This window comes from Streptomyces sp. NPDC017529 (assembly GCF_044329785.1).
Taxonomy (GTDB): Bacteria; Actinomycetota; Actinomycetes; order Streptomycetales; family Streptomycetaceae; genus Streptomyces.
Genome location: NZ_JBIRJY010000003.1, coordinates 695,359 through 721,419, shown reverse-complemented (window position 1 = coordinate 721,419; position 26,061 = coordinate 695,359). Strand labels below are relative to the sequence as shown.

The window sequence follows — 26,061 nt, the reverse complement described above, 5'->3', positions numbered from 1 at the left end:
CCGGCACCTTCTAGGGTCAGGGCCATGAACTCCGACCTCTGGACCATCATCGGCGCCGCGGCCGTCGTCATCGTCGTACTCGCCTCCACCATGGACGCCCGCCACAAGACGCTCGAACGCCGCCTCCGGCGCATGGACCGCAAGCTGGACCTGATCATGGAACACCTCGGCGTCGAGGAGACCGGCCCCGAGGGCATCGCCGAGATCGACGCCCTGTTGCACAAGGGCAAGAAGATCGAGGCGATCAAGCGCTACCGCGAACTGACCGGCGCGGGACTGGTCGAGGCCAAGGAGGCCGTGGAGCGCCGGCAAGGCTGAGAGCCGGTGCCCCCGCCGCCCGGCGAATGCCTCGATACGTGTGGCCGGGCCGGGCCCCCGGGAAGAGGATGGACCCATTGCCACGACGCCGACGCAGGGAGCGATGAGCGATGCCGACGACCACAGGGGCCGACAAGGCCGCGGGCCACGACACGTACGACGTCGTCGTGCTGGGCGCCGGGCCGACCGGGGAGAACGTCGCCGACCGGGCGCACGCCCTCGGCCTGAGCGTGGTGATCGTGGAGAGCGAGCTCGTCGGCGGCGAGTGCTCGTACTGGGCCTGCATGCCCAGCAAGGCGCTGCTGCGCCCGGTCACCGCCCGCGCCGACGCGCAGCGCGTCCCCGGCCTGCGCCACGCGGCGGCCGCGCCGCTGGACGCCAAGGCGGTGCTCGCCCACCGCGACGCGTTCGCGTCCCACTGGAAGGACGACGGCCAGGTCCGGTGGCTGGACTCGGCCGGCATCGACTTCGTACGCGGCCGGGCCCGCCTGGACGGCCCCCGGCGCGTGGTGGTCGCCACCGGCCCGGACGGCGGCGGGGAACGCGTCCTGACCGCCCGGCACGCCGTCGCCGTCTGCACCGGCAGCCGCGCCGTGCTGCCCGACCTGCCGGGCCTCGCCGCCGCCCGCCCCTGGACCAGCCGCGAGGCGACCAGCGCGCAGTCCGTACCGCCGCGCCTGGTCGTGGTCGGCGGCGGCGTCGTCGGCGTCGAGATGGCCACCGCGTGGCGGGCCCTGGGCTCGGCGGTGACCGTCCTGGTGCGCGGCGGCGGGCTGCTGCCCAAGATGGAGCCCTTCGCGGGCGAACTGGTCGCCGAGGCGCTGACCGAGGCGGGCGCCGTCGTCCGTACCGGCGTCTCGGTGAGCGCGATGCGCCGCGAGATGCCCAACGGACCGGCCACCGTCGTCCTCGACGACGGCGAGGAGATCGTCGCCGACGAGGTCCTGTTCGCCACCGGCCGCGCGCCCCGCACCGACGGCCTCGGCCTGGAGACGGTGGGCCTGGAGCCCGGCTCGTGGCTGGAGGTGGACGACACCTGCCGGGTACGGGACGTGGCGGACGGCTGGCTGTACGCCGTCGGCGACGTCAACCACCGCGCGCTGCTGACCCACCAGGGCAAGTACCAGGCCCGCATCGCGGGCGCCGCCATCGCCGCCCGCGCCAGGGGCGAGGCGTCCCCGGACACCGCCCGCTGGGGCGCGCACGCGGCGACGGCCGACACCGCGGCCGTACCGCAGGTCGTCTTCACCGACCCCGAGGTCGCCTCGGTCGGCCCGACCGCCGCCGAAGCCGAACGCGCCGGCCACCGCACCCGCGTCGTCGACTACGACCTCGGCAACGTCGCGGGCGCCGGCCTCTACGCCGACGGCTACCGCGGCCGCGCCCGCATGATCGTCGACCTGGACCGCGAGGTCCTCCTCGGCGTCACCTTCGTCGGCCCCGCGGTGGGCGAACTCCTCCACTCGGCAACGGTCGCGGTGGCCGGCGAGGTCCCCCTGAGCCGGCTGTGGCACGCGGTGCCCGCCTACCCGACGATCAGCGAGGTGTGGCTGCGGCTGCTGGAGACGTACCGGGGCTGAGCACCGCCACGGGCGCGGCCGGGCCTTGCGGCCTAGGACGTGCGGACGGGGCGTGCGGCGTAGGACCGAATGCCGATACCCCGGCCGCGCGGGCCGCCGTACGGTCAGCGGTGAACGTACCAACGGCCCTGGAAGCACCGGCCTTTGCAGGAGGTCCACCGTGCCCGTACAACTCGACCACACGGTCGTCCACGCCACCGACAAGTTCGCGTCCGCGCGCTTCCTCTCGGAGCTGGCCGGCGTCGGCGAACCGGAGGCCTTCGGGCCCTTCGCCGCCGTCTCGGTCGCGAACGGCCTGACCATCGACTACGCCGACACGATCGTGAAACCCGACGCGATCGTGCCGCAGCACCTCGCGTTCCTGGTCACGGAGGACGAGTTCGACGAGATCTTCGGCCGCGTCCGGGAGCGGGGGCTGGCCTACTGGGCCGATCCGCGGCGTCAGCAACCGCAGCAGATCAACCACCGCGCGGGCGGCCGCGGGGTCTACGTCAGCGACCCGGACGGCCACGCCATCGAGTTCCTCACCCGGAGTCTCACCCTTGCGGACCTCGGTACCGACGCGTCCTGACCCGCGTATAACCGGCCCGGACCGTACGACACGCCCTCAGGCCCCGGCCTCGGGCGACTCGTCGGACGGCCACGGGTCGGACAGCCACAGGTCGTCCCGCGGTGTCATGGCGAGCAGTTCGCTCAGCCCTTTGTCCAGCCCCAGGTGGTCCTGCTCCGACCCCGGCGGCACCACCCGCAGCGTCCGCTCCAGCCACGCCGAGACCGCGGCGGCCGGCGCCTCCAGCAGCGCCTCCCCGTCGGGCGAGCTGAGCGCCATGCAGACCACGCTGCGCCCGTCCACCTTCGTGGGCCACACCCGCACGTCACCGTGTCCGCACGGCCGGAACACCCCCTCGACGAGCAGTTCACGGGCGAAGGTCCAGTTGACGGGGGTGTCCGAGCCGATGTGGAAGGTGACGTGGATGGCGTAGGGGTCGTCCGTTCGGTAGGTCAGCCGGGCCGGTACGGGAATGCTGCGCTCCGGCGACAGGACCAGACCCAGCTCCAGCTCTCGTTCCACCACGGTGTGCATGCGGTCCGCCTCTCTGTCTGTACCTGCTGCGGGCCCCTCGTAACGGGCCCGCACCTGGATAGAGGCCGCAGCGCCCGGACCATTACGCGACTTCGCACAACTTTTTTCGCGGGCCTCTTCCAGGTGGTCCCGCGCGGGCGGCACGGCGGGGCCGGCCCTCGGTCTGATAGATGTGGACGCTGCGTTGCGGCAGACTGCACATGCCCCACCCACCACACCAGGCCGAGAACAGATACGGGAATACGGACATGAGCGCCCCTTCCTCAGGATCCGCCGGCGGCAGCCCCACGCCAGGCTTCTACCCGGACCCGTCCATCCCCGGCTACATCCGGTACTGGAACGGTGCCGCATGGGTGCCGGGCACCAGCCGCCCGGCGCCCGCCGAGGGCGAGGCGATGCCCGCGCCGCCGCCCGGCGCCACCACCCAGGCCCCCGCGCCGGCCCCGGCCCCCGCCGTGGAGGAGACCGGCCCGGTCTTCCTCGAAGAGGAGGACGGGCACGGCCGGCTGACCGAGGCCGCGGGCCCCGCCTCCGTGTGGCAGGCCGACACCGCCCGGCAGAACGGCTTCGGCGGCGACCAGGACCGCCGTATCTCCTGGGGCTCGCCCGAGGAACAGCAGGCCGGGCTGCCGCCGCAGCGCGAGGAGCCCGACGCGAGCGCCACGCCCCCCGGCGAGGACGCGCCGCGCCCGGAGGGCACGGTCACCATCCGCGCCGTACGGGACGACGACGGCCCGCGGGGCAGCGGCGACCACGGCACGACCACGATCCGCGCCGTAGGCCCCGGCGGCGACGCGGGCGGCAAGCGCAGCGACACGATGGCCATCCGGGTCACGCCGCCGCCCGGCGGCGCCCCCGCGTCGCCCGTGCCGGGGACCACCGCCCCGCAGCCCCTGCCGTCCACCGGTGCGCAGCCGCCGGCCGTCTCCGGTCCGCAGCAGGCGCCCGGACAGCCCGGTCCCGGCGGCCCGGCACCCGCCGCCGCCCAGGGCCCGGCCCAGCAGGCCCCGCACGGGCCCGTACAGCCGCAGCACGGACCCGGACCCGCCGCGCCACCGGTGCAGCACCAGCCGTTCCCGGTGCAACAGGCGCCCCAGGTCCAGGCACCGGCCCCGCACGCGCCGGCGCCCCAGGCCCCGGCCCAGCCGGCGCCCAACCCGGCGCCCGCCCCGCAGCCGCACGCCCCCGTACCGCCCCAGGCCCAGGGCGCGCCCCTCCCCGGTTTCCCGCCGCAGCAGGACGGCGGCGCGCCCGAGGGCGTCGTCCCCTGGAAGCCGCCGGCCTCCGACCCGTTCCTGGCGGCCGCGCAGGCGCAGGGCCGCCCGGCCCCTCTGGGCCGCCGGTTCGCCGCCCGTCTGATCGACACGCTCGTCCTGGCCGTGATCACCGGTGCCGCCGCCGTACCGCTGTGGGGCCCGGCCACCGACCACATCGACGCCAAGGTCGAGGCCGCCAAGCAGTCCGGGCGGCAGGTCACGGTCTACCTGCTCGACGGCACGACCGGCCCCTACCTCGCCATCGTGCTCGCCGTGCTGCTGATCGGCGGCGGCCTGTACGAGGTGCTGCCCACCGCCAAGTGGGGCCATACGCTCGGCAAGAAGCTGTGCGGCGTCAAGGTGCTGGACATCGAGAGCCACGACACCCCGCCGCTGTCCTCGGTGATCAGGCGGTGGCTGGTGTACGGCGTGCTCGGCGTGCTGGCCGTCGGGGTCGTCAACGCCGTGTGGTGCCTGTTCGACCGGCCGTGGCGGCAGTGCTGGCACGACAAGTTCGCGCGGACGTTCGTCGCGGAGAAGTAGGCCGCCCGCCCGGCCGCGTCACCCGCCCGGCCCTCGCCGGATGCGGGGACCGGCGGCCCGGGTTCGACTCGGGCCATGAGCACCGACCAGCCGAGGCCCGGTTCCGGCGGCGAGCCGCCGGAGGACGACCCGTTCCTGAAGAAGCCGCAGGAGCCGCCGTCGGGCGGTTCTCCGTACGGGCAGGAACCTCCCGGCGGTTCTCCGTACGGCGGCTCCCCGTACGACCGGCCTTCCAACGGCACGCCGTACGGTGAGACGCCCGCCGGCGGCGCCCCGTACGGAGGCGGTGCCCCGCCTCCGGGCAGCGGTCCGCCGCCCGGGGGGATGCCCCCGCCGCCGTACGGCGGGGACCCGTACGGGGGAAACCCGTACGGCGACCAGTACGGTGCCGCCGACCCGCTGGCCGGGATGCCGCCGCTGGCCGGCCGCGGCCGGCGCCTGGTCGCCCGCATCATCGACTGGATCATCATCTGTGTACCGGTCGGCCTGATCATGAGCGCGGTCGTCGGCGGGTTCGACTACTGGACGACCGACGGCACGGAAACCGGACGCCAGGCGTCCGTCTCCCTCGTCACGATGCTCGTCTACCTCGTCTACGAGGGCCTGATGCTCACCAGCCGCGGCCAGACCGTCGGCAAGATGGCGATGAAGATCCGGGTCGGGATGCTGGAGAACGGCGCGGTGCCGGCCGGACAGGCGGGCTGGGTGCGCGCGGCGGTCTACACACTGCCCGAGATCGTGCCGTGCTGCGGGTTCGTCTTCTGGCTCGTCAACGTCCTGTGGTGCACCTGGGACAGGCCGTACCAGCAGTGCCTGCACGACAAGGCGGCGAAGACCGTGGTGGTCTCCACGGCCTGACGGCGGGCCGCCGGACACCCCCGGCGGCCGCGGCCCCTACCTACGGCACCGATACGTCAACAGGCGGCCGGGCACCTCTCCCGAGAGAGGTGCCCGGCCGCCTTCGCGCGTCCACCGGCCACGGGCGGGCGACTAACGCGAGTGCTCGCTGACGCGCGCCTCGGAGGAGACGCCCGCGTGCGTACGCTGGCGCGGGAAGCGGGCGGCCACCGTGCGGTGGGCGGCCGGCATCCGTGCGGCAGCGCCGGAGCCGCCGGCCGTACGGCGGCGCGCCGCGCGGGAAGTCCCCGGCAGCGGCGCGGTCATGGCGACGAGCAGGCCGAGCGCGAGACCGGCGATGGCGATCACCGCGATCCCCACCCCGGTCCGCGTCTGGGAGAGCAGCAGCATGGCGAGGGTGGCGAAGACGACGGTGGCCGAACCGTAGGCGAGCTGTGCGGCAGTCGGACGAGGCATGGCGGATCCGTCCTCAAGAGGTCGGCAGGGGTGTGGTCGACAGGGGCGCGCCGTCAAACGACTCTACGGTCCTTACTGCCCGAGCGGAACTGGCGGTAAGCGTGACCTAACCCACGGTTCCGGAGCATAGGGGGCGCACGGAATCATCCCTGGTTTGAACGGACGTGATCGGCGCGTCAGTTGGCGTATGTGCGGCGCGGCGCGGGGGAGCCGCCCGGGGGCGTGCGGGTACGTACAGAAACGTTCACCAAGCTGTCCGATAGCCGCAATCAGAGGACCGAAAACCGTACTTCCCTGACGTGCCCAAGTCAAGATCTGTCTTTTCCCTCCCCCTTCCGGTCAAATGCTGGCATCCAGTGACCGTTTCCCTAGGGGAGGAATGCGCCAAGTGAGAGCCAAGAGACGGGCGTTCAGACCGGCCGCCCTGGCCACGGCCGCCGCCGCGATCGGGGCGGCCGCCCTGTCTTCCGGCGCGACGGCGCAGGCCGACGACGGCCCCCGGCCGCTCGCCGTCCAGCGGCAGGACCCGGGTGCCGCCGCCAAGCAGGCCGTCGACCACGACCTCAAGGGCCCGTTCAGCGACCAGCAGGCGGCCCAGCGCAAGGAAGCGCTCCAGCAGGTCATATCCGGCGACACCAAGCCCACCCGGCGCGGCGCCTCCCAGGTCGTGAAGCTGGACCGGGGCAAGTACGTCGAACTCGCCCGCGAGAAGACCGACAAGATCTTCACCATCCTGGTCGAGTTCGGCGACAAGGTCGACGACACCACGATGTACGACCCGGACGGCGACGGTCCCAAGCCCCCGGTGAAGAAGTACGGCGGCAAGCCGGGGCCCGCGCACAACACCATCGCGCAGCCCGACCGCCGCAACGACAACTCCACCGCCTGGCAGAAGGACTACAACCGCCGGCACTTCCAGGACCTCTACTTCTCCCACGACAAGAAGAAGGAGTCCCTGGCCAAGTACTACGAGAAGCAGTCCTCGGGCCGCTACTCGGTCGACGGCGAGGTCTCCGACTGGGTCAAGGTCGACTGGAACGAGGCCCGTTACGGGTCGAACTTCTGCGGCTCCACCAACTGCGCCAGCGCCTGGGACCTGATCCGCGACGGCGTCAACCGCTGGGCCGAGGACCAGAAGGCCAAGGGCCGCACCGACGCCCAGATCAAGGCCGACCTCGCCAAGTACGACCAGTGGGACCGCTACGACCACGACAACGACGGCAACTTCAACGAGCCCGACGGTTACATCGACCACTTCCAGATCGTGCACGCCGGCGAGGACGAGTCCGCGGGCGGCGGCGCCCAGGGCACCGACGCCATCTGGGCGCACCGCTGGTACGCGTACGGCAGCGACTCCGGCCACACAGGGCCCGCCGGCAACAAGGCGGGCGGCACCCAGATCGGCAGTACCGGCATCTGGGTCGGCGACTACACGATGCAGCCCGAGAACGGCGGCCTCGGCGTCTTCGCCCACGAGTACGGCCACGACCTCGGCCTGCCCGACGAGTACGACACCACCGGCACCGGCGAATCCTCCGTCGACTCCTGGTCCCTGATGTCCGGCGGCTCCTGGCTCGGCACCGGCAAGGACTCCATAGGCGACCTCCCCGGCGACATGAGCGCCTGGGACAAGCTCCAGCTCGGCTGGCTCAACTACGACAAGGCCAAGGCGGCCACCAAGTCCACCCACACCCTGGGCGTAGCCGAGTACAACACCAAGAACAAGCAGGCCCTGGTCGTCGAACTCCCCGCCAAGACGGTCCGCACCGACGTCGTCAAGCCCGCCGAAGGCACCCGGCAGTGGTGGAGCGGCATGGGCAACGACCTGAAGAACACCCTCTCCCGCCCCGTCGACCTCACCGGCAAGAAGAAGGCCGCCCTGACCCTCAAGGGCTGGTGGGACATCGAGCAGAACTACGACTTCGCCTACGCCGAGGTCTCCACGGACGGCGGCGCCAACTACACGCCGCTGGACGGCACCGCCGACGGCAAGCCGATCACCCGCGACGGCGGCGACAAGCCCGCCCTGACCGGCACCTCCGGCGCCTACAAGGACCTCGTCTTCCCGCTCGACGCCTACGCCGGCAAGAAGATCGACCTCCGCTTCCGCTACCAGACGGACGGCGGCGCCGCGCAGAAGGGCTTCACCGCCGACGCGATCACGGTGACCGCCGACGGCACGCCGCTGTTCACGGACGGCGCCGAGGCCGGCGACAACGGCTGGGCGACGAAGGGCTTCTCGCGCATCGGCGCGTCCTTCACCAAGGACTACCCGCGCTACTACATCGCCGAGAACCGCCAGTACGTCTCGTACGACAAGACCCTCAAGTCGGGCCCGTACAACTTCGGATGGGCGTCCACCCGCCCCCAGTGGGTCGAGCACTTCCCGTACCAGAACGGCGTCCTGATCTGGCTGTGGGACACCTCGCAGCCGGACAACAACGTGGGCCAGCACCCCGGTTACGGGCAGATTCTGCCGGTCGACGCGCACCCGAAGGCCGAGAAGTGGTCGGACGGCAAGCTGATGCGCAACCGCTTCCAGTCCTACGACTCGACCTTCACCCGGCAGCGCACGGACGCGCTCGTCCTGCACAAGGACGGCAAGGTCACGAAGATCAAGTCGAAGTCCGGCGTCACCGTCTTCGACGACCGCAAGGGCGACTACTACGACGAGACCAACCCGACCGGTGGCGTGATCGTTGCTGACACCAACACCCGCATCAAGATCGCCAAGGAGGCCCACGACGGCTCCACGGTGACCCTCCAGGTCGGCCCCTCCACGAAGTAACCGGTAAACCCCCAGGTCAGACCCCAATCGGCCGCCGCCCCCTAGCGGGCGGCGGCCGATCGCGTTTAGATGCATCGTGCGAGTTCTTGTTGACGTCTAGTCTCACGGGGGAAACCGTGCCGGTCACCGGAGGTGGGTTCACCAGGCTCCCGGGCGGGAGCGTGGTGGTGGCCCTCGCGCTGCCCAGACCGGGCAACAACGGACGCCGCGTGCGGGTGTTGGTCCACGCGGTCAACCGGCAGCGCGCCTTGACCAGGCTGCGCAACCTGGGGCTCCGGGCGGTGTACCTACGCGGCAACACGGTGCCGCCTACGCCGGACGAGATCACGGCGGTCCTGCATCACCCGGATGGTCTCGTTTGGCGCGAGACGCCGGAGGATGACACGGAGTCTTGGCATCCGATAGGTGCGCTATTGCGCTAGCGCGCGGCGTTTGCGCTTCGTGCGGGGTTGCGTTGATTTGTGGTGGGGTCGGGGCCGCGTAGGGGGGTGACTCCTCACCGCACTCGCGAGAACCATGTCTTGAACACTGAACCTGGCAGAAGCGAGCTGTCGGCTGCGGGGACACCCCCCTACGCGTCCCCTCCGGCCGGATTGGCGCCCCCGCGCGAGTGGGGTGGGGAAGAAGAAAGGACACCAGCAGCGCAGCAACCAGGCGTGGCAACGCAACCGCCACCCGGGGGCCTCGGCCACGATGGCGGGATAGCCGCTATCCGGGCCCGGGGCCGGGGACACGCAGGGGGCTCCCCGCAGCCGACAGCTCGCCACACCAGGTTCAGTGTTCAAGACATGGCGTCCGCGAGTGCGGTGTGGGGGTCCCCCGGCCGGAGGCTGGGGGAGAGTGCCCCCTGCGGGGCCCCGGCCCCCCACCCACCGGACCTAACGCGCAAAACGCGCGCCAGCGCGAGACGCGCGCCAGTGCGAACCGCGCGTACCTTCACCGCACCCCACTAACCACCGGCTTCCCCGTAAGGTTCACCCCCGCCACCCGCATCTCGTCCAGCGCCCGCTCCGTCGTCCCGGGCGCCACCCCCGCCGTGAGGTCCAGTAGGACCTGTGTGCGGAAGCCCTCGCTCAGCGCGTCCAGTGCCGTGGCCCGTACGCAGTGGTCGGTGGCGAGGCCGACCACGTCCACCTCGGTCACCCCGTGGTCGCGCAGCCAGTCCGCCAGGGGCCGCCCGTTCTCGTCCACGCCCTCGAAGCCGCTGTAAGCGGCACTGTGCGCGCCCTTGGAGAAGACCGCGTCGATCGCCCCCGAAGCGACCGCCGGTGCGAAGTTCGGGTGGAAGCCGCTGCCCTCCGTGCCGGCCACGCAGTGCGGGGGCCAGGACGTCTCGTAGTCGGGGCGGGGGGAGAAGTGGCCGCCGGGGTCGATGTGGTGGTCCCTGGTGGCCACGATGTGCCGGTAGCCGACGCCCGCGGCCTGCCCCACCAGGTCGGTGATGGCGGCAGCCACGTCCGCACCTCCTGCCACGGCGAGGCTGCCGCCCTCGCAGAAATCGTTCTGCACGTCAACGACGATCAATGCCCGGTGCATGGTGCGAGCCTTCCGGCTGGAGAGCGGGGGTGAGTGGGCGCGGAGCGATGTGACCGAGGGTAGCCACTACGTCCGCCGAGCGGGAGTGGGCACTGGGGGCCCGCAGGCGCTGCCAGGCCCGTCGGGGGCGACCCGGCCGACGCGGCCGTCCCGGCCGGACCGGCCGGGACCGCAGGCGCCCACCCGCCAGGGTCAGACGTGCTCCGTCGGCAGCACCGCCTCGCCCCGCGACAGCTGGTTCGCCGACATCGGCAATCCGCCGCGCGCCGCGATGTGCCGTTCCCGTGCCGCGTCCAGCGGCTCGCGGGCGACGATCTCGCCGCCGCGGACCAGGGGGACGGGGATCTGCCGGTCGGCGAGTTCGGGCGGTACGGGGCCGGTGCCGATGACCTCGGCCTCGGCGACGCCGTGTTCGTCCGGCCGGCGTGCCGCCCACTTGCGGCCGCCGAGCGACGCCTTGCCGCCCATCGACTTCTTCGCCACCGGCCGCAGCGGCGCGTCCGGCGCGTCGCTGTCGGCGCGGGCGACCAGTTTGTAGACCATCGAGGCGGTGGGGTGTCCGCTGCCGGTCACCAGCTGGGTGCCGACGCCGTACGCGTCCACCGGCGCCGCCGCGAGGGAGGCGATGGCGTACTCGTCGAGGTCGCTGGTGACCACGATCTTCGTGTCGCGGGCGCCGAGCTCGTCGAGCTGCTGCCGGACCCGGTGGGCGAGCAGCAGCAGGTCGCCGGAGTCGATGCGTACGGCGCCGAGGCCGGGGCCGGCCACCTGCACGGCGGTCCGGACCGCTTCGGCGACGTCGTAGGTGTCGACGAGCAGGGTCGTGCCGCTGCCGAGCGAGTCGACCTGTGCCCGGAACGCGTCGCGCTCGCTGTCGTGCAGCAGGGTGAAGGAGTGGGCGCTGGTGCCGACCGTGGGGATGTTGTAGCGGAAGCCGGCCGCGAGGTCGGAGGTGGAGTGGAAGCCGCCGACGTAGGCCGAACGGGCGGCGGCGACCGCGGCCAGTTCGTGGGTGCGGCGGGCGCCCATCTCGATGAGCGGCCGGTCGCCGGCGGCCACGGCCATGCGGGACGCGGCGGCGGCGACCGCGGAGTCGTGGTTGAGGATGGAGAGGATCACCGTCTCCAGGAGGACGGCCTCGGCGAAGGTGCCCTCCACGCGCATGATCGGCGAGCCGGGGAAGTACACCTCGCCCTCCGGGTAGCCCCAGATGTCGCCGCGGAAGCGGAAGCCGGCGAGCCAGGCAAGGGTGGGTTCGTCGAGGATGCCGCGCTCGCGCAGGAAGCCGAGAATCGTTTCGTCGAAGCGGAAGTTCTCCACCGCGTCCAGGACCCGGCCGGTTCCGGCGACGACGCCGTAGCGGCGTCCTTCGGGCAGGCGCCGGGTGAAGACCTCGAAGACCGAGCGGCGGTCGGCGGTGCCGGACCGCAGCGCGGCTTGCAGCATGGTGAGTTCGTACTGGTCGGTGAAGAGCGCAGTCGACGGCACGGCCACCGGCAGCCCCAGGTCTGCTGTGTTCATGGTGAGGATGCTACCTCCCATACTCGTCACTTTGACGATTTCCCCGGGCCGTTTGTGCGATGCCCCGCCACGGGTGGCAGCATGGAGACCGTGAGCGCCGACCCGTCTGCCACCATCGCCCTTCGATCGACGCGCTGCGCGCTCAGCGCCCCCGCGGAGATCGAGCGACCAGAGTCCAGCGAGGCACCCTTCGAGGTGCCGGAGCCGGACGTGCCCTGGGTCACTCTGGTGCACAACGACCCCGTCAACCTCATGAGCTACGTGGCGTATGTCTTCGAGACCTACTTCGGCTACTCGAAGGGCAAGGCCAAGCAGCTCATGCTCGACGTCCATCACAAGGGACGGGCGGTCGTCTCCAGTGGCAGCCGCGAGGAAATGGAGCGTGACGTGCAAGCGATGCACGGCTACGGCCTGTGGGCGACCCTCACGCAGGACCGCTGATGGCCGGCCACTTCGAGCCCCTGCCGGGCGGCGGCGCCGCCGCTCCCCTCGACGAGGTCGAGATCTCCATCCTGCGCAGCCTCGCCGTACAGCTCATGGAGCTGATCGGCCCCGGCGAGGAGGCGGCCGAGGGCGACGACCCGCTCGCCGCGCTGTTCACGGACGGCCCCAGCGAGCCGCCGTCCGACCCGGCGCTGGCCCGGCTCTTCCCCGACGCCTACGGCGGGCCCGACGCGGTGCCGGACGACGCCACGCACGCCGCCTCGGCCGAGTTCCGCCGCTACACGGAGAACGACCTGCGGGCCCGCAAGCGGGAGGACGCGCTCGCGGTCGTACGGGCCCTGGACGCGCTCGGCCCGGTCGGCGGGTCCGGCGCGGACGGGGAGGGCGCCGTGGACGGCGCCGTGCTGCGTCTGAAGCCGGACGAGTCGCGGCAGTGGCTGGGGGCGCTGAACGACCTCCGGCTGGCCATCGGCACGCGTCTGGAGGTCACCGACGAGGACGAGAGCGGTGAGCTGCTGCGGCTGCCGGACACCGATCCGCGCAAGCCGATGGTGATGGCGTACCTGTGGCTGGGCGGGCTTCAGGAGAGCCTCATCGAGACGCTGACGGCCTGATCCGGAGGGGCGGGCCGCCGCGCCCCCGTACGCCCGGATGTCACGATCTTGCTGTACCGCTCAACGGACGCTCAAATCCGGATAACGATCGCGTCACCGACCCTGATTACCCACCAGGGCATTCCAGCATTTATCCTACTTTTCTTGTGCTCGGCCCCAAGACATCACTGGTAGATACCCAAGGGGCCGTGATACATGTTCACGACCTGCCGTGAGTGACGCCACCCCTGTCACTCCGGAGGCGCTTGGCCGGCCGACCGTCGGCGTGCAGGAACTCCATCCGGGGGGATCGGAACCCGATCCGGGCAGACCGGGTCGGAATGGAGAAGGGCGCACCACACATGACCTCTGTGCAGGTCGAAAAGAAAGCCGGCGGCAGCGAAGCCGCGGGATCTGCCTCGGAAGAGGGTTACCAGCGGGGGCTGGGAAATCGGCAGATCCAGATGATCGCCATTGGTGGCGCCATCGGAACCGGCCTGTTCCTCGGAGCGGGCAAGGCGATCTCGAAGGCCGGACCGAGCATCATCCTGGCCTACGCGATCGTGGGCCTGGTCATCTTCTTCATCATGCGGGCCCTGGGCGAGCTGCTCATGTACCGCCCGGTGTCGGGCTCCTTCTCGGAGTACGCCCGCGAATTCCTCGGCCCGTTCATGGGATTCGTCACCGGCTGGACGTACTGGCTGTTCTGGGTGGTCACCGGCATCACGGAAGTGACTGCAGCTGCCACCTATGTGCAGTACTGGAACAAGGGAATACCCCAGTGGGCTTCGGCCCTGGTGTTCACGGTCGCCCTCTTCGGCATCAACCTGATCTCCGTGAAGCTCTTCGGTGAGCTGGAGTTCTGGTTCTCGATGGTCAAGGTCACCGCGATCATCGGCATGATCCTCATCGGTCTCGGCGTGATCACCCTCGGGTTCTCCGACGCCGGCGACACCGCTTCCTTCAGCCTTCTGTGGTCGGACGGCGGTTTCTTCCCCAAGGGCATCGGCGGCACGCTGATGACCCTGCAGATCGTGATGTTCGCCTTCCTGGCGGTCGAACTCGTCGGCGTCACCGCGGGCGAGGCGACCAACCCGAAGAAGGTCCTGCCCAAGGCCATCAACACCGTCCCGTGGCGGATCGGCCTGTTCTACATCGGCTCCCTGATCATCATCCTGTCCGTGGTCAGCTGGACGGTCTTCAAGCCGGGCGTGAGCCCCTTCGTCGCCGCCTTCCAGCAGATCGGCCTGCCGGCCGGCGCCGCTATCGTCAACTTCGTGGTGCTCACCGCGGCGCTGTCCTCGGCCAACTCCGGCATGTACTCCACCGGCCGCATGCTGCGCGACCTCGCGCTCAACGGCCAGGGCCCCAAGCTCTTCACCCGCCTGAGCAAGAACGGCCTGCCGACCTGGGGCACCGGCGTCTCGGTGGCGATGATGCTGTTCGGCGTCTGGATCAACTACCAGTGGCCGGGCAAGGCGTTCGACCTGGTCGTCTCCTTCGCGACGATCTCCGGCATGTGGGCCTGGATCATGATCCTGGTCTCGCAGCTGCGCTACCGGGCCAAGGCCGACCGAGGCGAGCTGCCGCAGTCGGAGTTCAAGGCGCCCGGCGCCCCGTACACCTCGCTCTTCGCGCTGGCCTTCATCGGCATGGTCATCGTGATGATGGGCGTGGACCCGGACGCCCGGGTCTCGCTGTACGCGGCACCGGTCTGGGCGGCGGTCCTGGGCGTCAGCTACCTGGTGCTCAAGTCCCGCAACCCCGACATGTTCGGCAAGGCCGGTGCCCCGGCCGCCGCCGGGACCGCCGCGAAGGGCGGCGGGAAGGACTGAGGGCGGCCCGCTCCCGGCGGGCTGTCCGGCATGCGGGCCGGTTCGTACCAACGTTCGGTACGGATCGGCCCGCCTGCCTATTCTGGGGTGCATGCTGACCCTTACCAAGGCCCTGTACGACCAGATCGTGGACCACGCCCGCAAGGACCACCCGGACGAGGCGTGCGGCATGGTCGCGGGCCCGGCCGGCAGCGGACGCGCCGAGCGGTTCATCCCGATGCTCAACGCGGCCCGCTCGCCCACCTTCTACGAGTTCGACTCCCAGGACCTGCTCAAGCTCTACCGCGAGCTGGACGACCGGGACGAGGAACCGGTGATCATCTACCACTCGCACACCGCGACCGAGGCGTACCCGTCCCGTACGGACATCACCTACGCCAACGAGCCCGGCGCGCACTACGTCCTGGTCTCCACGGCCGACACGGACGACGCGGGCCCGTTCCAGTTCCGCTCGTTCCGGATCGTGGACGGCGTGGTCACGGAGGAAGACGTCCGGGTCGTCGACGCGTACTGACCACCGCGGCGGCGGGCGCCGTCCGCCCACCTGACACACTGTGCCGCATCACCTCGGGCGGCAGGACCCAGGAACCCGGTGCGAATCCGGGACGGTCCCGCCACTGTGACCAGGCCGCACGGCCTGGGAGCCAGGAACTGACCTGCCGCCTGCACCACACCGACCAGGGGACGCGGATCCCCCGGAGGAGGCACGGGCATGTCCAGGTCCCACGGAGCGCTGCGCGCGCTCACAGCCGCGGCGCTCTTGCTGCCGCTCGCCGCCTGCGGCAGCGGTGGCGGTGCCGGGAAAACGTCCGGCGGGGCCACGGCGAAGGCCGCCGGCTTCCCCTACACCGTCGACAACTGCGGCGTACGCACCACCTTCAAGGCACCGCCCGAGCGCGTGGTGACCATGAACCAGCACGCCACCGAGGTCATGCTCGCCCTCGGCCTCAAGGACCGGCTGGCGGGCACCGCCTACCTCGACGACAAGGTGCTGCCGCAGTACGAGAAGGACTACAAGAGCGTCAAGGTCCTCGCCAAGGAGTACCCCTCCTACGAGACGCTGCTCGGCGCCAACCCCGACTTCGTCTACGGCGGCTACGCCAGCGCCTTCGACAAGGCCGAGGGGCGGGAGCGGTCCGCGCTGGAGAAGTCTGGCATCAACACCCGCCTGAACATCGAGTACTGCACGGACGGCAAGACCGGTGTGCAGCAGCTCGCCCGGGAGATCCGCGAGGTCGGCGCCACCTTCGGCGTACGCGACCGCGCCGAGGCCCTGGTCAAGAAGGCCCAGGCCACGATCGACGCCACCCAGGACAAGCTCAAGGGGACCGACCCGGCCTCCGTCTTCGTCTACGACAGCGGCGACAGCTCGGTGCACTCCGCGGGCGGCAAGGGCATCGGCAACGAGATCATCTCGCTGGCCGGCGGCCGCAACGTGTTCGCGGACACCGCCAAGACCTGGATCGACGTCTCCTGGGAGCAGATCGTCGAGCGCAAGCCCGAGATCATCGTGATCTACGACTACGGCGGCACCCCCGTCGAGGCCAAGAAGAAGCGGCTGCTCGACGACCCGGCGCTCCAGGACGTGCCGGCCGTGAAGAACAAGCGGTTCGCGGTGCTGCCGCTGTCCAGCGCGGTGCTCGGCGTACGCGTACCGGACGCCGTCCGGTCGCTGGCCGGGCAGCTGCACCCGGACGCCTTCAAGTAGCCCGCGATGGCCTGCAAGACCGCGGCCGCACCGCCGCGCCGGCTGCGCTACACCCTCGTACTGGCCGTCCTCGCCGCCGCCCTGCTCGCGGCGTGCCTGGCCGGCCTCGTCCTCGGCTCCGTCCGCATCCCGCCCGGCGACGTGCTGCGCATCCTGGGCGGGGACGCGCCGGCCGGCCCGTACCCGACCATCGTGCTCGACGTACGGCTGCCACGCGTCCTGCTCGGCGCCGTCGTCGGCGCGGGGCTCGCCGTCATCGGCACGGTCCTGCAGGCGCTGGTCCGCAACCCGCTCGCCGACCCGTTCCTGCTCGGCGTCTCCTCAGGGGCCTCGACCGGCGCCGTCATGGTCGTCGTCCTCGGCGTCGGCGGCGGCCTGGCCAGTACCGTCTCGATGCCGCTGGCCGCCTTCGCCGGGTCGCTGGCCGCGCTGGTCGCCGTCTACGCCATGGCCCGGCGCGGCGGCACCATGACCACCGGGCGGCTGGTGCTGGCGGGCGTCGCGGTCCAGTACATCCTCTCCGCGCTCACCAGCCTCGTCCTGGTCACCTCGGCCAAGGCCGAACACCTGCGGTCCATCATGTTCTGGACCCTCGGCGGCCTCGGCCAGGCCCGCTGGAACACCCTGTGGCTGCCCGCCCTCGTCCTGCTCGCCGGCCTCGCGCTGCTGCTCACCCTCGCCCGGCCGCTGGACCTGCTACTGGTCGGCGAGGAGGGCGCGACCGTCCTCGGGCTGGACACCGGCCGCTTCCGCGCCGCCGTCTTCGTCCTCGCGTCGCTGGTCACCGGGGTGCTCGTGGCGGCCAGCGGGTCGATCGGCTTCGTCGGCCTGATGGTGCCGCACGCCGTCCGCATGCTCGTCGGCGCCTCGCACCGGGCCCTGCTGCCGGTGGTCGCGCTGGCGGGCGCGGTCTTCGTCGTCCTCGCCGACCTGCTGGCCCGTACGGTCGCGGGCTCCCAGGAGATCCCCGTCGGGGTGATCACCGCGCTGTGCGGCGGACCGTTCTTCCTGTGGCTGCTGCGCCGCACCACCCGTACGGAAGGGATCACCGGATGAGCGCGCGTACCACGGCCGCCGCGGGCCAGGCCCCCGTCGCAGCCGCCCCCGCCGAACTGCGGGCCGAAGGACTCTCGTACGGCATCGGCGGCCGCCACCTGGTGGACGGCGCCGACCTGTACGTCGCGCCGGGCGAGACGGTGGGCCTGGTCGGCCCGAACGGCAGCGGCAAGACCACCCTGCTGCGCTGCGTCTACGGCACCCTGGCCCCCACCCACGGGCGCATCACGCTCGACGGCCGCGACCTGGCCGGGTTCTCGGCCAAGGAGCGGGCCCGGCGCGTCGCCACCGTCCCCCAGGACGGCAGCGGCGCCTTCGAACTGACCGTGCGCGAGATCGTCGCCATGGGCCGCTCGCCGCACAAGCGCTTCTGGGAGACCGACTCGGCGGCCGACGCGGCGCTCGCCGACCAGGCGCTGGAGTGGGTGGGCGTCGCGGAGCTGCACAATCGTTCCTTCGCCGCGCTCTCGGGCGGCGAACGGCAGCGGGTGCTCGTCGCGCGGGCGCTCGTCCAGCAGCCGTCCCTGCTCGTCCTCGACGAACCGACCAACCACCTCGACATCCGCTACCAGCTCGACGTCCTCTCCCTCGTGGCCGGCCTCGGCACCAGCACCCTGCTCGCGCTGCACGACCTCAACCTCGCCGCGTACTACTGCGACCGCCTGTACGTGCTGCGCGCGGGCCGCGTCGTCACCCACGGCACGCCGCACGAGATCCTCACGCCCGAGCTGCTGGCCGATGTGTACGGGGTGGCGGCGGAAGTCGGCGTGCATCCGGTGACGGGGGCGCCGACGGTGGTGTACCTGCCACCGGACGCGGCGGCGGCCCGGACGGGGCGCCGGTGAGCGCGCACGAAGGGACACCCGCCCCCGGTGACCCGGACGGGACGCTCGCCGCCCTCGCCGCACACGGCCCCCGCTACCGCCTCGGGCTCGGCGCGCCGCCGCCCGGCGAGCCCGGCTGGCTCGCCGCCGACCGGCTGCTCGACCCGCACGGCCCGGAGCTGTCCCGCCTGCTGGACACCGAGCACCGCGGCAGCGGCCACCGCACCGCGCACGCCGCCGCCCTCACCCTCGCCGCGGTCTACGCGGGCCGGGTCACCGCGGCGGCCGTCCTGCACTGGGCGCTGACCGGCCGCGTCCTCGACGTACGGCCCGGGAACGTCCTCGTACGACCGGACCCGGGACACGGCATCGCCGGTGTCCGGCTGCGCACGTTCCGGGTCCTGGACGCGGCGCCGGACGGCGGCGCCGCAACGGTCCACGACACCGTCCTCACCGCCCACTTGCTGCCCCTGGCCGACGCCCTGCGGCAGCGCACCCGCGCCGGGCTGCGCCAGCTGCGCGGGGGAGTGGCCCACGGCTGCGCGACCGCCCTCGGCGCCTCCCGCGCCGACCCGGCACCGCTGGCCCGCCGCTGGGCCGACTTCCTGGACGGTGCGCCCGGGGGACTCGCCGCGCTGGGCGATGTGGCCACCGTCACGCGCCAGGACGGCACCCGGCGCCTGGTCTACCTCCGCCGCACGTGCTGCCTCTTCTACACCAGCGCCGAGGCCGTACGCTGCGCCAGCTGCTGCCTGACCAGCGTGGACGAGCGGCTCGCGGCGTACGCGAGGCGCGCCTGACGCACACGGCAGCCGGCCGCGTCCCACCTGTTGTGCACCGACCGTCCGTATCGCAAGACGAGCTTCCAGTCCCCGGACCGGGAATCGATACGATGACCGCATGGTTTTTCACGACGTGAGCGAAAAGACGCCGGGCATGTTGCTTGTGGCGCGGCTGCACGTCGACCTGTGCCGCCTCGCCAGCGCCATCTGTCCCGACCGCGCCGCCGCCTGACGCCGCCGGACACCGGCCGCGCGGCGGTTCCCGCGCGCGGCGGGCCGCGCGCACCCCGCCGGGTGCGCCCACCGCGCGCCCTCCCGCACAGCGCCTCCCCGCGACGCACGCCGTGAGCCTGCGCCGCCCGTACGCCCACCCCGCACGTCACCGCCCTCCAACAGGAGCTCTCATGGCCATCGAGGTCCGTATCCCGACCATCCTCCGCACCTACACCGACGGCCGGAAGGCCGTCGAAGGCAGCGGAGCGACCCTCGCCGACCTCATCGCCGACCTGGAGAGCCGGCACAACGGCATCCGGGAGCGCCTCGTCGACGGCGAGGAGCTGCGCCGCTTCGTGAACGTCTACCTCAACGACGAGGACGTGCGCTTCCTGAACGGCATCTCCACCGAACTCAGCGACGGCGACAGCGTCACCATCCTCCCGGCCGTGGCCGGCGGCTCCGGCTTCGTGTACGGCCCCCTGGAACAGCGCTGATGCGGTACGACTCCCCGCTGGCGGCGGTCGGCAACACCCCGCTGGTCCGCCTGCCGCGGCTGTCGCCCTCCGCCGACGTCCGCATCTGGGCCAAGCTGGAGGACCGCAACCCGACCGGCTCGGTCAAGGACCGCCCCGCGCTCCACATGATCGAACAGGCCGAGAAGGACGGGCGGCTGACGCCCGGCTGCACGATCCTGGAGCCCACCTCGGGCAACACCGGCATCTCGCTGGCGATGGCGGCCAAGCTCAAGGGCTACCGGATCGTCTGCGTCATGCCGGAGAACACCTCCGCCGAGCGGCGCGAGCTGCTCGCCATGTGGGGCGCCGAGATCGTCTCCTCGCCCGCGGCGGGCGGCTCCAACACGGCCGTGCGCGTCGCCAAGGAACTGGCCGCCGAGCACACCGACTGGGTGATGCTGTACCAGTACGGCAACCCGGACAACGCCGGTGCCCACTACGCCACCACCGGCCCCGAGATCCTCGCCGACCTGCCGTCCGTCACCCACTTCGTGGCGGGCCTGGGCACCACCGGCACCCTCATGGGCGTCGGCCGCTACCTGCGCGAGCACGTCCCCGGCGTACGGATCGTGGCCGCCGAACCGCGCTACGACGACGTGGTCTACGGGCTGCGCAACCTCGACGAGGGCTTCATTCCCGAGCTGTACGACGAGTCGGTGCTCACCACCCGCTTCTCGGTCGGCTCCGAGGACGCGATCCGCCGCACCCGCGAACTCCTCGCCGAGGAGGGCATCTTCGCGGGCATCTCGACGGGCGCCGCCCTGCACGCGGCGATCGGCGTCGCCAAGAAGGCGGTCAAGGCGGGGGAGTCCGCCGACATCGCCTTCGTCGTGGCCGACGGCGGCTGGAAGTACCTGTCGACCGGCGTCTACACCGCCGAGTCCACCGAAGCCGCCATCGAGACGCTGCACGGCCAGCTCTGGGCGTGAACGGACGGGCCTGAACGGGCGGGCGTGCACCGACCGGGCCGTTGAACGGCCCGCCGCCCCGCGACGTATGAACCGGCGATGCCGGAGGCAGGCGCCCCCCGACGCCCGCCTCCGGTCATCAGCACCGCGCGTCCCGCCCTTCACCGCCCTGTGAGGCGGCGCACCCGCTTCCACACGGCACCGTCGACGGCCCCCGCGCGGCGGCGGAAGTCCCGCAGCGGCACGTCCCGCAGCTCGTCCGTCTCCAGGAAGCTCGCGCGCCGCCGTCCGTCGCCGACCGCCCCGGGCGGCAGGGGGAGCACACCCGGCCGGTCCGGGTGGTGCCGGCTGGTGATCTTGGCGACGTGCGCCGTGCCGTCGCGTACCGACAGCACCAGGCACGGCCGGTCCTTCGCGCCCGGCCCGTCCTCGTACGGCACCAGGGCCCACCAGATCTCCCCCGCGAGCGGCGTGCGCGCACCGGGCCGCGCGGTGTCCGTGGTCCGCCCGCCCGGGCGCGTACGGTCGCGTGCCCGCGTTCTTGGCCGAAAGCGCGCGCCCCACCGCCCCTGTGCGCCCCGTGCTCGCGCCCGTCCGTCGACGACCGCCGCCACCAGCGCCAGCGCGGCCACCGCCACCAGCGCCGGCCACCACACCGAGACGTCCACGCCCGCTCCCTCCAAGATCCCGGCTCCCCGGCGACCGTACCGGCCGGGACCGCTCCGCGGCACGGCCGCGGCGGACGGACGGCGCCCCCGCGCAGGCATGCGTCCGAGGGGGAACGACACGGGGGAACACGCCTCTGTACACATCCACCCGCACTGGTGATTCCGCCCACAGCTCGCCCCGCCGGAGGAGCCACCGGCCCTTTCGCGCCTTACGCTCGTGGGCACCGCAATGACCGTTCAGGACCCGGCAAGGACGCCCGCCGGACGAGGACCGGCGAGGACCTGTGAACGCCCCCCGCCGCAGCCCCGCATGGACCCGCCGCTCCGCCCCCAGCCACGGAGGTTCACGCCCGCATGAAGCTCACTGTCGTCGGTTGCTCGGGGTCGTTCCCTTCCACGGAATCGGCCTGTTCGAGCTACCTCTTGGAGGCCGACGGCTTCAGGCTGCTCATCGACATGGGCAACGGCGCCCTGGGCGAGCTGCAGCGCCACTGCGGTCTCTACGACCTCGACGCCGTACTCCTGTCGCACCTGCACGCCGATCACTGCATCGACCTGTGCGGCTACTTCGTCGTGCGCTACTACCGGCCCGACGGCGGCCGGTGCGCGCCGATGCCCGTGTACGGGCCGGCCGGCACCGAACGCCGGCTGACCGCGGCGCACGCCGATCTGCCGACCGACCGGGCGATGAGCGAGGTCTTCGACTTCCGCACGCTGACCCCCGGCACCTTCGCCGTCGGCCCCTTCACGATCCGTACGGACCTGGTCAGCCACCCCGTCGAGGCGTTCGGCTTCCGTATCGAACACGACGGCAAATCACTGACGTACTCCGGGGACACCGGGGTCTGCGACGCCCTGGACGGGCTCGCCGAGGGGACCGACTTCTTCCTGTGCGAGGCGTCCTTCACGCACGGCAAGGAGGACATCCCGGACCTGCACCTCAACGGGCGCGAGGCCGGCGCGCACGCCGCGCGCGCCGGCGCGGGCCGGCTGGTCCTGACCCACATCCCGCCGTGGACCGACCCTGGCGTCAACCTGCGGGACGCGCAGGAGGTCTTCGAAGGCCCGGTCGAGGTCGCCAAGGCAGGGGCGGTCTACGAGATCTGAACCCGGCCGCCGGCACGCGGCAGGCCCCGGGTACGCCTCAGGCCCCGGGTACGCGGCAGGCCCCCGCGACCGGGTGGTCACGGGGGCCTGCCGTCACAAGGTCCGGCCGGGGCCTACTTGCCCTCGGCCTTCTGCATCTCGGCGATCTCCTCGTCGGACTCGCGGCCCGGCGTCTTCAGGTTGAACTTGGTGATCGCGAACCGGAAGATCACGTAGTACAGGGCGGCAAAGCACAGGCCGACCACGGCCAGCCCCAGCGGATTGCTCGCGATGCCGAAGTTCAGCGCGTAGTCGATCGCGCCGGCCGAGAAGCCGAAGCCGTCCTTCATGCCCAGCGCCCAGGTCAGCGCCATCGACACACCGGTCAGTACGGCGTGGACCGCGTACAGCACCGGGGCGATGAACATGAACGTGAACTCGATGGGCTCGGTCACGCCGGTGACGAAGGCGGTGAGCGCGAGCGAGAACATCATGCCGCCGACGACCTTGCGGCGCTCGGGGCGGGCGCAGTGCACGATCGCCAGGCAGGCGGCGGGCAGCGCGAACATCATGATCGGGAAGAAGCCGGTCATGAACTGGCCGGCGGTGGGGTCCTTCTCCAGGAAGCGGGCGATGTCACCGTGCTTGCCGTGGAAGTCGCCGGCCTGGAACCACGGGAAGGAGTTCAGCAGGTGGTGCATGCCGACGGCGATCAGGCCGCGGTTGGCGACGCCGAAGATGCCCGCGCCGACCGCGCCGGAGCCGACCAGCCACTCGCCGAAGCCGTGCAGGGCGCTGCCGAGGACCGGCCAGATGTAACCGAAGACGATGCCGAGGATCAGGCCCGCGAAGGACGACAGGATCGGCACCAGGCGGCGGCCGCTGAAGAAGCCGAGCCAGTCCGGCAGCTTCTTGCGGCTGTAGCGCTGGTAGAGCAGGGCCACCACGATGCCCATCACCACGCCGCCGAGCACCTTCGCGTCGGCGGGCGCGGCCTCCTGGACTATCTTCCCGTCCACCACCTTGGCGATCTTCGGGAGGCTCTCGTCCCCGAACGTCGCCAGCACCTTGCTGAAGACCAGGTAGCCGACGACCGCGGCCAGGCCGGTCGAGCCGTCCGCCTTCTTGGCGAAGCCGATGGCGATACCGACGGCGAACAGCAGCGGCATGTTGTCCAGGAGCGCACCGCCGCCGGCGGCCATGAATTCCGCGATCTTGTTCAGGAACGCGGGCAGCGACTCGGCGCCGAGCATGTCGTCCTGGCCGAGCCGGACCATCAGCGCCGCGGCCGGCAGCGTCGCGATCGGCAGCATGAGGCTGCGGCCGATGCGCTGGGCGACGGCCATGGCGCCGGGACCGCGGCGCTTCTTGTCGGGAGCCGCCGTAGCGGTGGCCGAACTCATCGGATTCCTCCTGGTGAGGCGGGCGCTCGGGGAAGGGGGTACGGCCCGCCGGTCTGGTCTACACCACTGAGTGGTTTAGACCATTCTTAGCATGTCGCCCTCACATAAAGGAATCCGTTGTTCCCCAAGGTTTAGATCACACACCAAGCGGCCTTCAAGTGCTTCCACTTGAGGGCCGTCCGGCCCGGGCCGGACGGGGCCTCTCCCGGTGGCGCCTACTTCAGATTCTCCTGCTCCAGTTCCGCTTCCACTTCCTCCGGTTCGCGGCCCGGAGTGTGCAGGTCGAACTTGGTGATCACGAAGCGGAACAGCACGTAATACACGACCGCGAAGCACAGGCCGATCGGAATGATCATCCACGGCTTGGTCGCCAGCCCCCAATTGATCACGTAGTCGATCAGCCCGGCCGAGAAACTGAAGCCGTCCTTGACGCCGAGCGCCCAGCTCACCGCCATCGACACACCGGTCAGCACGGCGTGCAGCGCGTACAGGGCCGGCGCGATGAACAGGAACGAGTACTCGATCGGCTCGGTCACACCGGTGACGAACGAGGTCAGGCCGACCGAGAGCATCATGCCGCCGATCTCCTTGCGGCGGTGCGGCTTGGCGCAGTGCGTGATCGCCAGCGCCGCGGCCGGCAGCGCGAACATCATGATCGGGAAGAAGCCGGTGGTGAACTGCCCGGCCGTCGGGTCCCCCGCCAGGAAACGGTTGATGTCGCCGTGCACCGACGTACCGTCCGGCTTGGTGAAATCGCCGAACTGGAACCACATGAACGTGTTCAGGAACTGGTGCATGCCGATCACCAGCAGCGCGCGGTTGGCGATACCGAAGATCCCCGAACCGGTGGCACCCAGATCCGTCAGCCACTTGCTGAAGCTGGTCAGCGCGTCACCGATGGGCGGCCACACCCACAGGCACAGCGCCGCGAAGGCCAGCCCCACGAACGCCATGATGATCGGCACCAGCCGGCGCCCGTTGAAGAAGCCCAGCCAGTCCACCAGCTTCACCCGGTGGTAGCGCTGCCAGATCCAGGCGGCGAAGAACCCCGTCACGATGCCGCCGAACACCCCCGGGTTCTGGAAGCCCGCCGGAGCGGCCTTGCCGTCCCCGTCGACGCACACCCCGCTCCACTGCCCGGCCGAGGCGTACGCCGAACCGGCCGCGCAGTCCTGCGGGAACTGGTGCAGCACCGAGTAATAGACCAGGAAGCCCACCACCGCGGCCAGCGCCGTCGACCCGTCCGCCTTCTTCGCCATGCCGATCGCCACGCCGACGCAGAACAGCAGCGGCAGACCGAGCGAGGAGTCCAGCAGCGCGCCGCCCGCACCCGCGAACACCTTTGCCACGTTCTCCCAGCCCAGACCGTCCGTGCCGAAGACGTCCGGCTGGCCGAGACGGTTGAGGATGCCCGCGGCGGGCAGGACGGCGATGGGGAGCTGGAGGCTGCGCCCCATTTTCTGCAGCCCCTGGAAGAGGCCCGCCGACCACTTCTTCCCCGGTGCCGCCGCCGCGTTCGAGCTCATCTGCGTCCTCCCGGCCGCCGACCCGTCGCGGGCCGGCTCGGTGCTTGCCGCATACTGGTGGTGTAGACCACTTGTGGTGCGTTTCGGGCCCCCGGAAAGCGCTGCCGGGTGGTCGCCATCATGCGCCAGACAACGGACATATGCCCGGGTAGCTGGGCTAAACGTGCGTTACCGTGTGACCACCGCGCGGCGGAACCGCCGGCGGCCGAGACAAGCAGGAGTGGACATGGCCAGCAAGGCTGAGAAGATCGTCGCCGGGCTCGGCGGCCTCGACAACATCGAAGAGGTCGAAGGCTGCATCACCCGCCTCCGCACCGAGGTGGCCGACCCCTCGCTCGTCGACGAGGCCGCGCTGAAGGCCGCCGGCGCCCACGGCGTCGTCAAGATGGGCACCGCCATCCAGGTCGTCATCGGCACCGACGCGGACCCGATCGCCGCCGAGATCGAAGACATGATGTGAGCCGCTGAGACACTCCTTCGACCGAGGGCCCCGGCCCGCGCCGCACCCGGCCGCGGACCGGGGCCCTCGGCGCGCTCCCGCCCCGAAGCGCCTCCGC

Annotated in this window: 27 protein-coding genes and 1 riboswitch; of the genes, 20 read left to right on the top strand and 7 right to left on the bottom strand. The window is 71.6% G+C overall.

Annotated features, from left to right (window positions below; all coding sequences use genetic code 11):
* The first annotated feature begins 24 nt into the window (after nt 1-24).
* The 3 genes from ACH4K4_RS10475 to ACH4K4_RS10465 all read left to right on the top strand — a co-directional run bounded on the left by ACH4K4_RS10475 (nt 25) and on the right by ACH4K4_RS10465 (nt 2,469).
* Nucleotides 25-318, top strand: a complete 294-nt coding sequence (locus tag ACH4K4_RS10475; protein ID WP_398166242.1) for a ribosomal protein L7/L12 — start codon at nt 25-27, stop codon at nt 316-318.
* A 110-nt stretch (nt 319-428) separates the two neighbouring features.
* A complete protein-coding gene (locus tag ACH4K4_RS10470; protein WP_398166241.1) occupies nt 429-1,898 on the top strand; it encodes a dihydrolipoyl dehydrogenase family protein in 1,470 nt (489 codons plus the stop codon).
* Nucleotides 1,899-2,058: 160 nt separating this feature from the next.
* Nucleotides 2,059-2,469, top strand: coding sequence for a VOC family protein (locus tag ACH4K4_RS10465; RefSeq protein ID WP_398166239.1), 411 nt, complete (start codon nt 2,059-2,061; stop codon nt 2,467-2,469).
* A 36-nt stretch (nt 2,470-2,505) separates the two neighbouring features.
* On the opposite strand, the gene ACH4K4_RS10460 is transcribed toward ACH4K4_RS10465, so the two are convergent.
* Nucleotides 2,506-2,982 carry an SsgA family sporulation/cell division regulator gene (locus ACH4K4_RS10460; RefSeq protein ID WP_398166238.1) on the bottom strand — a complete coding sequence of 159 codons (477 nt, stop codon included), beginning with the start codon at nt 2,980-2,982 and terminating at the stop codon, nt 2,506-2,508.
* Nucleotides 2,983-3,230: 248 nt separating this feature from the next.
* Here ACH4K4_RS10460 and ACH4K4_RS10455 point away from each other — a divergent pair, with 248 nt between their 5' ends.
* Nucleotides 3,231-4,781 carry an RDD family protein gene (locus ACH4K4_RS10455; RefSeq protein ID WP_398166237.1) on the top strand — a complete coding sequence of 517 codons (1,551 nt, stop codon included), beginning with the start codon at nt 3,231-3,233 and terminating at the stop codon, nt 4,779-4,781.
* A 75-nt stretch (nt 4,782-4,856) separates the two neighbouring features.
* Nucleotides 4,857-5,639 carry an RDD family protein gene (locus ACH4K4_RS10450; RefSeq protein WP_398166236.1) on the top strand — a complete coding sequence of 261 codons (783 nt, stop codon included), beginning with the start codon at nt 4,857-4,859 and terminating at the stop codon, nt 5,637-5,639.
* Nucleotides 5,640-5,771: 132 nt separating this feature from the next.
* On the opposite strand, the gene ACH4K4_RS10445 is transcribed toward ACH4K4_RS10450, so the two are convergent.
* Nucleotides 5,772-6,095: a hypothetical protein gene (locus tag ACH4K4_RS10445; RefSeq protein WP_398166235.1), complete on the bottom strand. Its 324-nt coding sequence runs from the start codon at nt 6,093-6,095 to the stop codon at nt 5,772-5,774.
* A gap of 388 nt (nt 6,096-6,483) precedes the next feature.
* On the opposite strand from ACH4K4_RS10445, the gene ACH4K4_RS10440 reads away from it, so the two are divergent.
* Nucleotides 6,484-8,883, top strand: coding sequence for an immune inhibitor A domain-containing protein (locus ACH4K4_RS10440; RefSeq protein ID WP_398166234.1), 2,400 nt, complete (start codon nt 6,484-6,486; stop codon nt 8,881-8,883).
* A gap of 116 nt (nt 8,884-8,999) precedes the next feature.
* A complete protein-coding gene (locus ACH4K4_RS10435; protein ID WP_398166232.1) occupies nt 9,000-9,305 on the top strand; it encodes a hypothetical protein in 306 nt (101 codons plus the stop codon).
* A 514-nt stretch (nt 9,306-9,819) separates the two neighbouring features.
* Here ACH4K4_RS10435 and ACH4K4_RS10430 read toward each other — a convergent pair.
* Together ACH4K4_RS10430 and ACH4K4_RS10425 are read right to left on the bottom strand one after the other, a co-directional pair.
* The gene (locus ACH4K4_RS10430) at nt 9,820-10,419 is read right to left on the bottom strand and encodes an isochorismatase family protein (RefSeq protein WP_398166231.1); all 600 of its coding nucleotides are present in this window, start codon (nt 10,417-10,419) and stop codon (nt 9,820-9,822) included.
* A gap of 192 nt (nt 10,420-10,611) precedes the next feature.
* Entirely contained in the window at nt 10,612-11,940 is a 1,329-nt protein-coding gene (locus tag ACH4K4_RS10425; RefSeq protein ID WP_398166230.1) for a nicotinate phosphoribosyltransferase, read from the bottom strand.
* Nucleotides 11,941-12,021: 81 nt separating this feature from the next.
* On the opposite strand from ACH4K4_RS10425, the gene clpS reads away from it, so the two are divergent.
* From clpS to ACH4K4_RS10370, 11 genes are all read left to right on the top strand, one after another.
* Nucleotides 12,022-12,381: an ATP-dependent Clp protease adapter ClpS gene (gene clpS / locus ACH4K4_RS10420; RefSeq protein ID WP_398166229.1), complete on the top strand. Its 360-nt coding sequence runs from the start codon at nt 12,022-12,024 to the stop codon at nt 12,379-12,381.
* Nucleotides 12,381-12,998, top strand: coding sequence for a DUF2017 domain-containing protein (locus ACH4K4_RS10415; protein ID WP_398166228.1), 618 nt, complete (start codon nt 12,381-12,383; stop codon nt 12,996-12,998). The genes clpS and ACH4K4_RS10415 overlap by 1 nt, the downstream gene beginning before the upstream one ends.
* A gap of 341 nt (nt 12,999-13,339) precedes the next feature.
* A complete protein-coding gene (locus ACH4K4_RS10410) occupies nt 13,340-14,812 on the top strand; it encodes an amino acid permease (protein WP_398166226.1) in 1,473 nt (490 codons plus the stop codon).
* A 91-nt stretch (nt 14,813-14,903) separates the two neighbouring features.
* Nucleotides 14,904-15,326 (top strand): Mov34/MPN/PAD-1 family protein, encoded by a 423-nt coding sequence (locus ACH4K4_RS10405; protein WP_398166224.1) that lies wholly within the window; start codon nt 14,904-14,906, stop codon nt 15,324-15,326.
* 68 nt (nt 15,327-15,394) lie between these two features.
* Nucleotides 15,395-15,466, top strand: a riboswitch (cobalamin riboswitch).
* A 58-nt stretch (nt 15,467-15,524) separates the two neighbouring features.
* Nucleotides 15,525-16,520 carry an ABC transporter substrate-binding protein gene (locus ACH4K4_RS10400; protein WP_398166222.1) on the top strand — a complete coding sequence of 332 codons (996 nt, stop codon included), beginning with the start codon at nt 15,525-15,527 and terminating at the stop codon, nt 16,518-16,520.
* Nucleotides 16,521-16,526: 6 nt separating this feature from the next.
* Nucleotides 16,527-17,576, top strand: a complete 1,050-nt coding sequence (locus tag ACH4K4_RS10395) for a FecCD family ABC transporter permease (protein WP_398166221.1) — start codon at nt 16,527-16,529, stop codon at nt 17,574-17,576.
* Entirely contained in the window at nt 17,573-18,421 is an 849-nt protein-coding gene (locus ACH4K4_RS10390; RefSeq protein ID WP_398166219.1) for an ABC transporter ATP-binding protein, read from the top strand. The genes ACH4K4_RS10395 and ACH4K4_RS10390 overlap by 4 nt, the downstream gene beginning before the upstream one ends.
* On the top strand, nt 18,418-19,200 hold the full coding sequence (locus ACH4K4_RS10385) for a (2Fe-2S)-binding protein (RefSeq protein WP_398166217.1): 783 nt from the start codon (nt 18,418-18,420) through the stop codon (nt 19,198-19,200). The genes ACH4K4_RS10390 and ACH4K4_RS10385 overlap by 4 nt, the downstream gene beginning before the upstream one ends.
* Nucleotides 19,201-19,300: 100 nt before the next feature.
* Complete coding sequence (locus ACH4K4_RS10380; RefSeq protein WP_360123199.1) at nt 19,301-19,414, top strand: putative leader peptide; 114 nt, start codon at nt 19,301-19,303, stop codon at nt 19,412-19,414.
* A gap of 172 nt (nt 19,415-19,586) precedes the next feature.
* Nucleotides 19,587-19,892 (top strand): MoaD/ThiS family protein, encoded by a 306-nt coding sequence (locus ACH4K4_RS10375; RefSeq protein WP_398166216.1) that lies wholly within the window; start codon nt 19,587-19,589, stop codon nt 19,890-19,892.
* Nucleotides 19,892-20,842: a PLP-dependent cysteine synthase family protein gene (locus ACH4K4_RS10370; protein ID WP_398166215.1), complete on the top strand. Its 951-nt coding sequence runs from the start codon at nt 19,892-19,894 to the stop codon at nt 20,840-20,842. Before ACH4K4_RS10375 ends, ACH4K4_RS10370 begins: the two co-directional genes overlap by 1 nt.
* Nucleotides 20,843-20,982: 140 nt before the next feature.
* Here the strand turns inward: ACH4K4_RS10370 and ACH4K4_RS10365 are convergent, their stop codons facing one another.
* The gene (locus ACH4K4_RS10365) at nt 20,983-21,489 is read right to left on the bottom strand and encodes a type II toxin-antitoxin system PemK/MazF family toxin (RefSeq protein WP_398166214.1); all 507 of its coding nucleotides are present in this window, start codon (nt 21,487-21,489) and stop codon (nt 20,983-20,985) included.
* Between the two features lie 354 nt (nt 21,490-21,843).
* Between ACH4K4_RS10365 and ACH4K4_RS10360 the strand changes: the two genes are divergently transcribed.
* Complete coding sequence (locus tag ACH4K4_RS10360) at nt 21,844-22,596, top strand: MBL fold metallo-hydrolase (RefSeq protein ID WP_398166212.1); 753 nt, start codon at nt 21,844-21,846, stop codon at nt 22,594-22,596.
* A gap of 113 nt (nt 22,597-22,709) precedes the next feature.
* Here ACH4K4_RS10360 and ACH4K4_RS10355 read toward each other — a convergent pair whose 3' ends face one another.
* Nucleotides 22,710-23,978 (bottom strand): PTS transporter subunit EIIC, encoded by a 1,269-nt coding sequence (locus tag ACH4K4_RS10355; RefSeq protein ID WP_398166211.1) that lies wholly within the window; start codon nt 23,976-23,978, stop codon nt 22,710-22,712.
* 215 nt (nt 23,979-24,193) lie between these two features.
* Nucleotides 24,194-25,504, bottom strand: coding sequence for a PTS transporter subunit EIIC (locus ACH4K4_RS10350; RefSeq protein ID WP_398166210.1), 1,311 nt, complete (start codon nt 25,502-25,504; stop codon nt 24,194-24,196).
* Here ACH4K4_RS10350 and ACH4K4_RS10345 point away from each other — a divergent pair.
* Nucleotides 25,386-25,964, top strand: coding sequence for a glucose PTS transporter subunit EIIB (locus tag ACH4K4_RS10345; RefSeq protein WP_398166208.1), 579 nt, complete (start codon nt 25,386-25,388; stop codon nt 25,962-25,964). The two genes, ACH4K4_RS10350 and ACH4K4_RS10345, sit on opposite strands and share 119 nt — an antisense overlap.
* Nucleotides 25,965-26,061 lie beyond the last annotated feature (97 nt).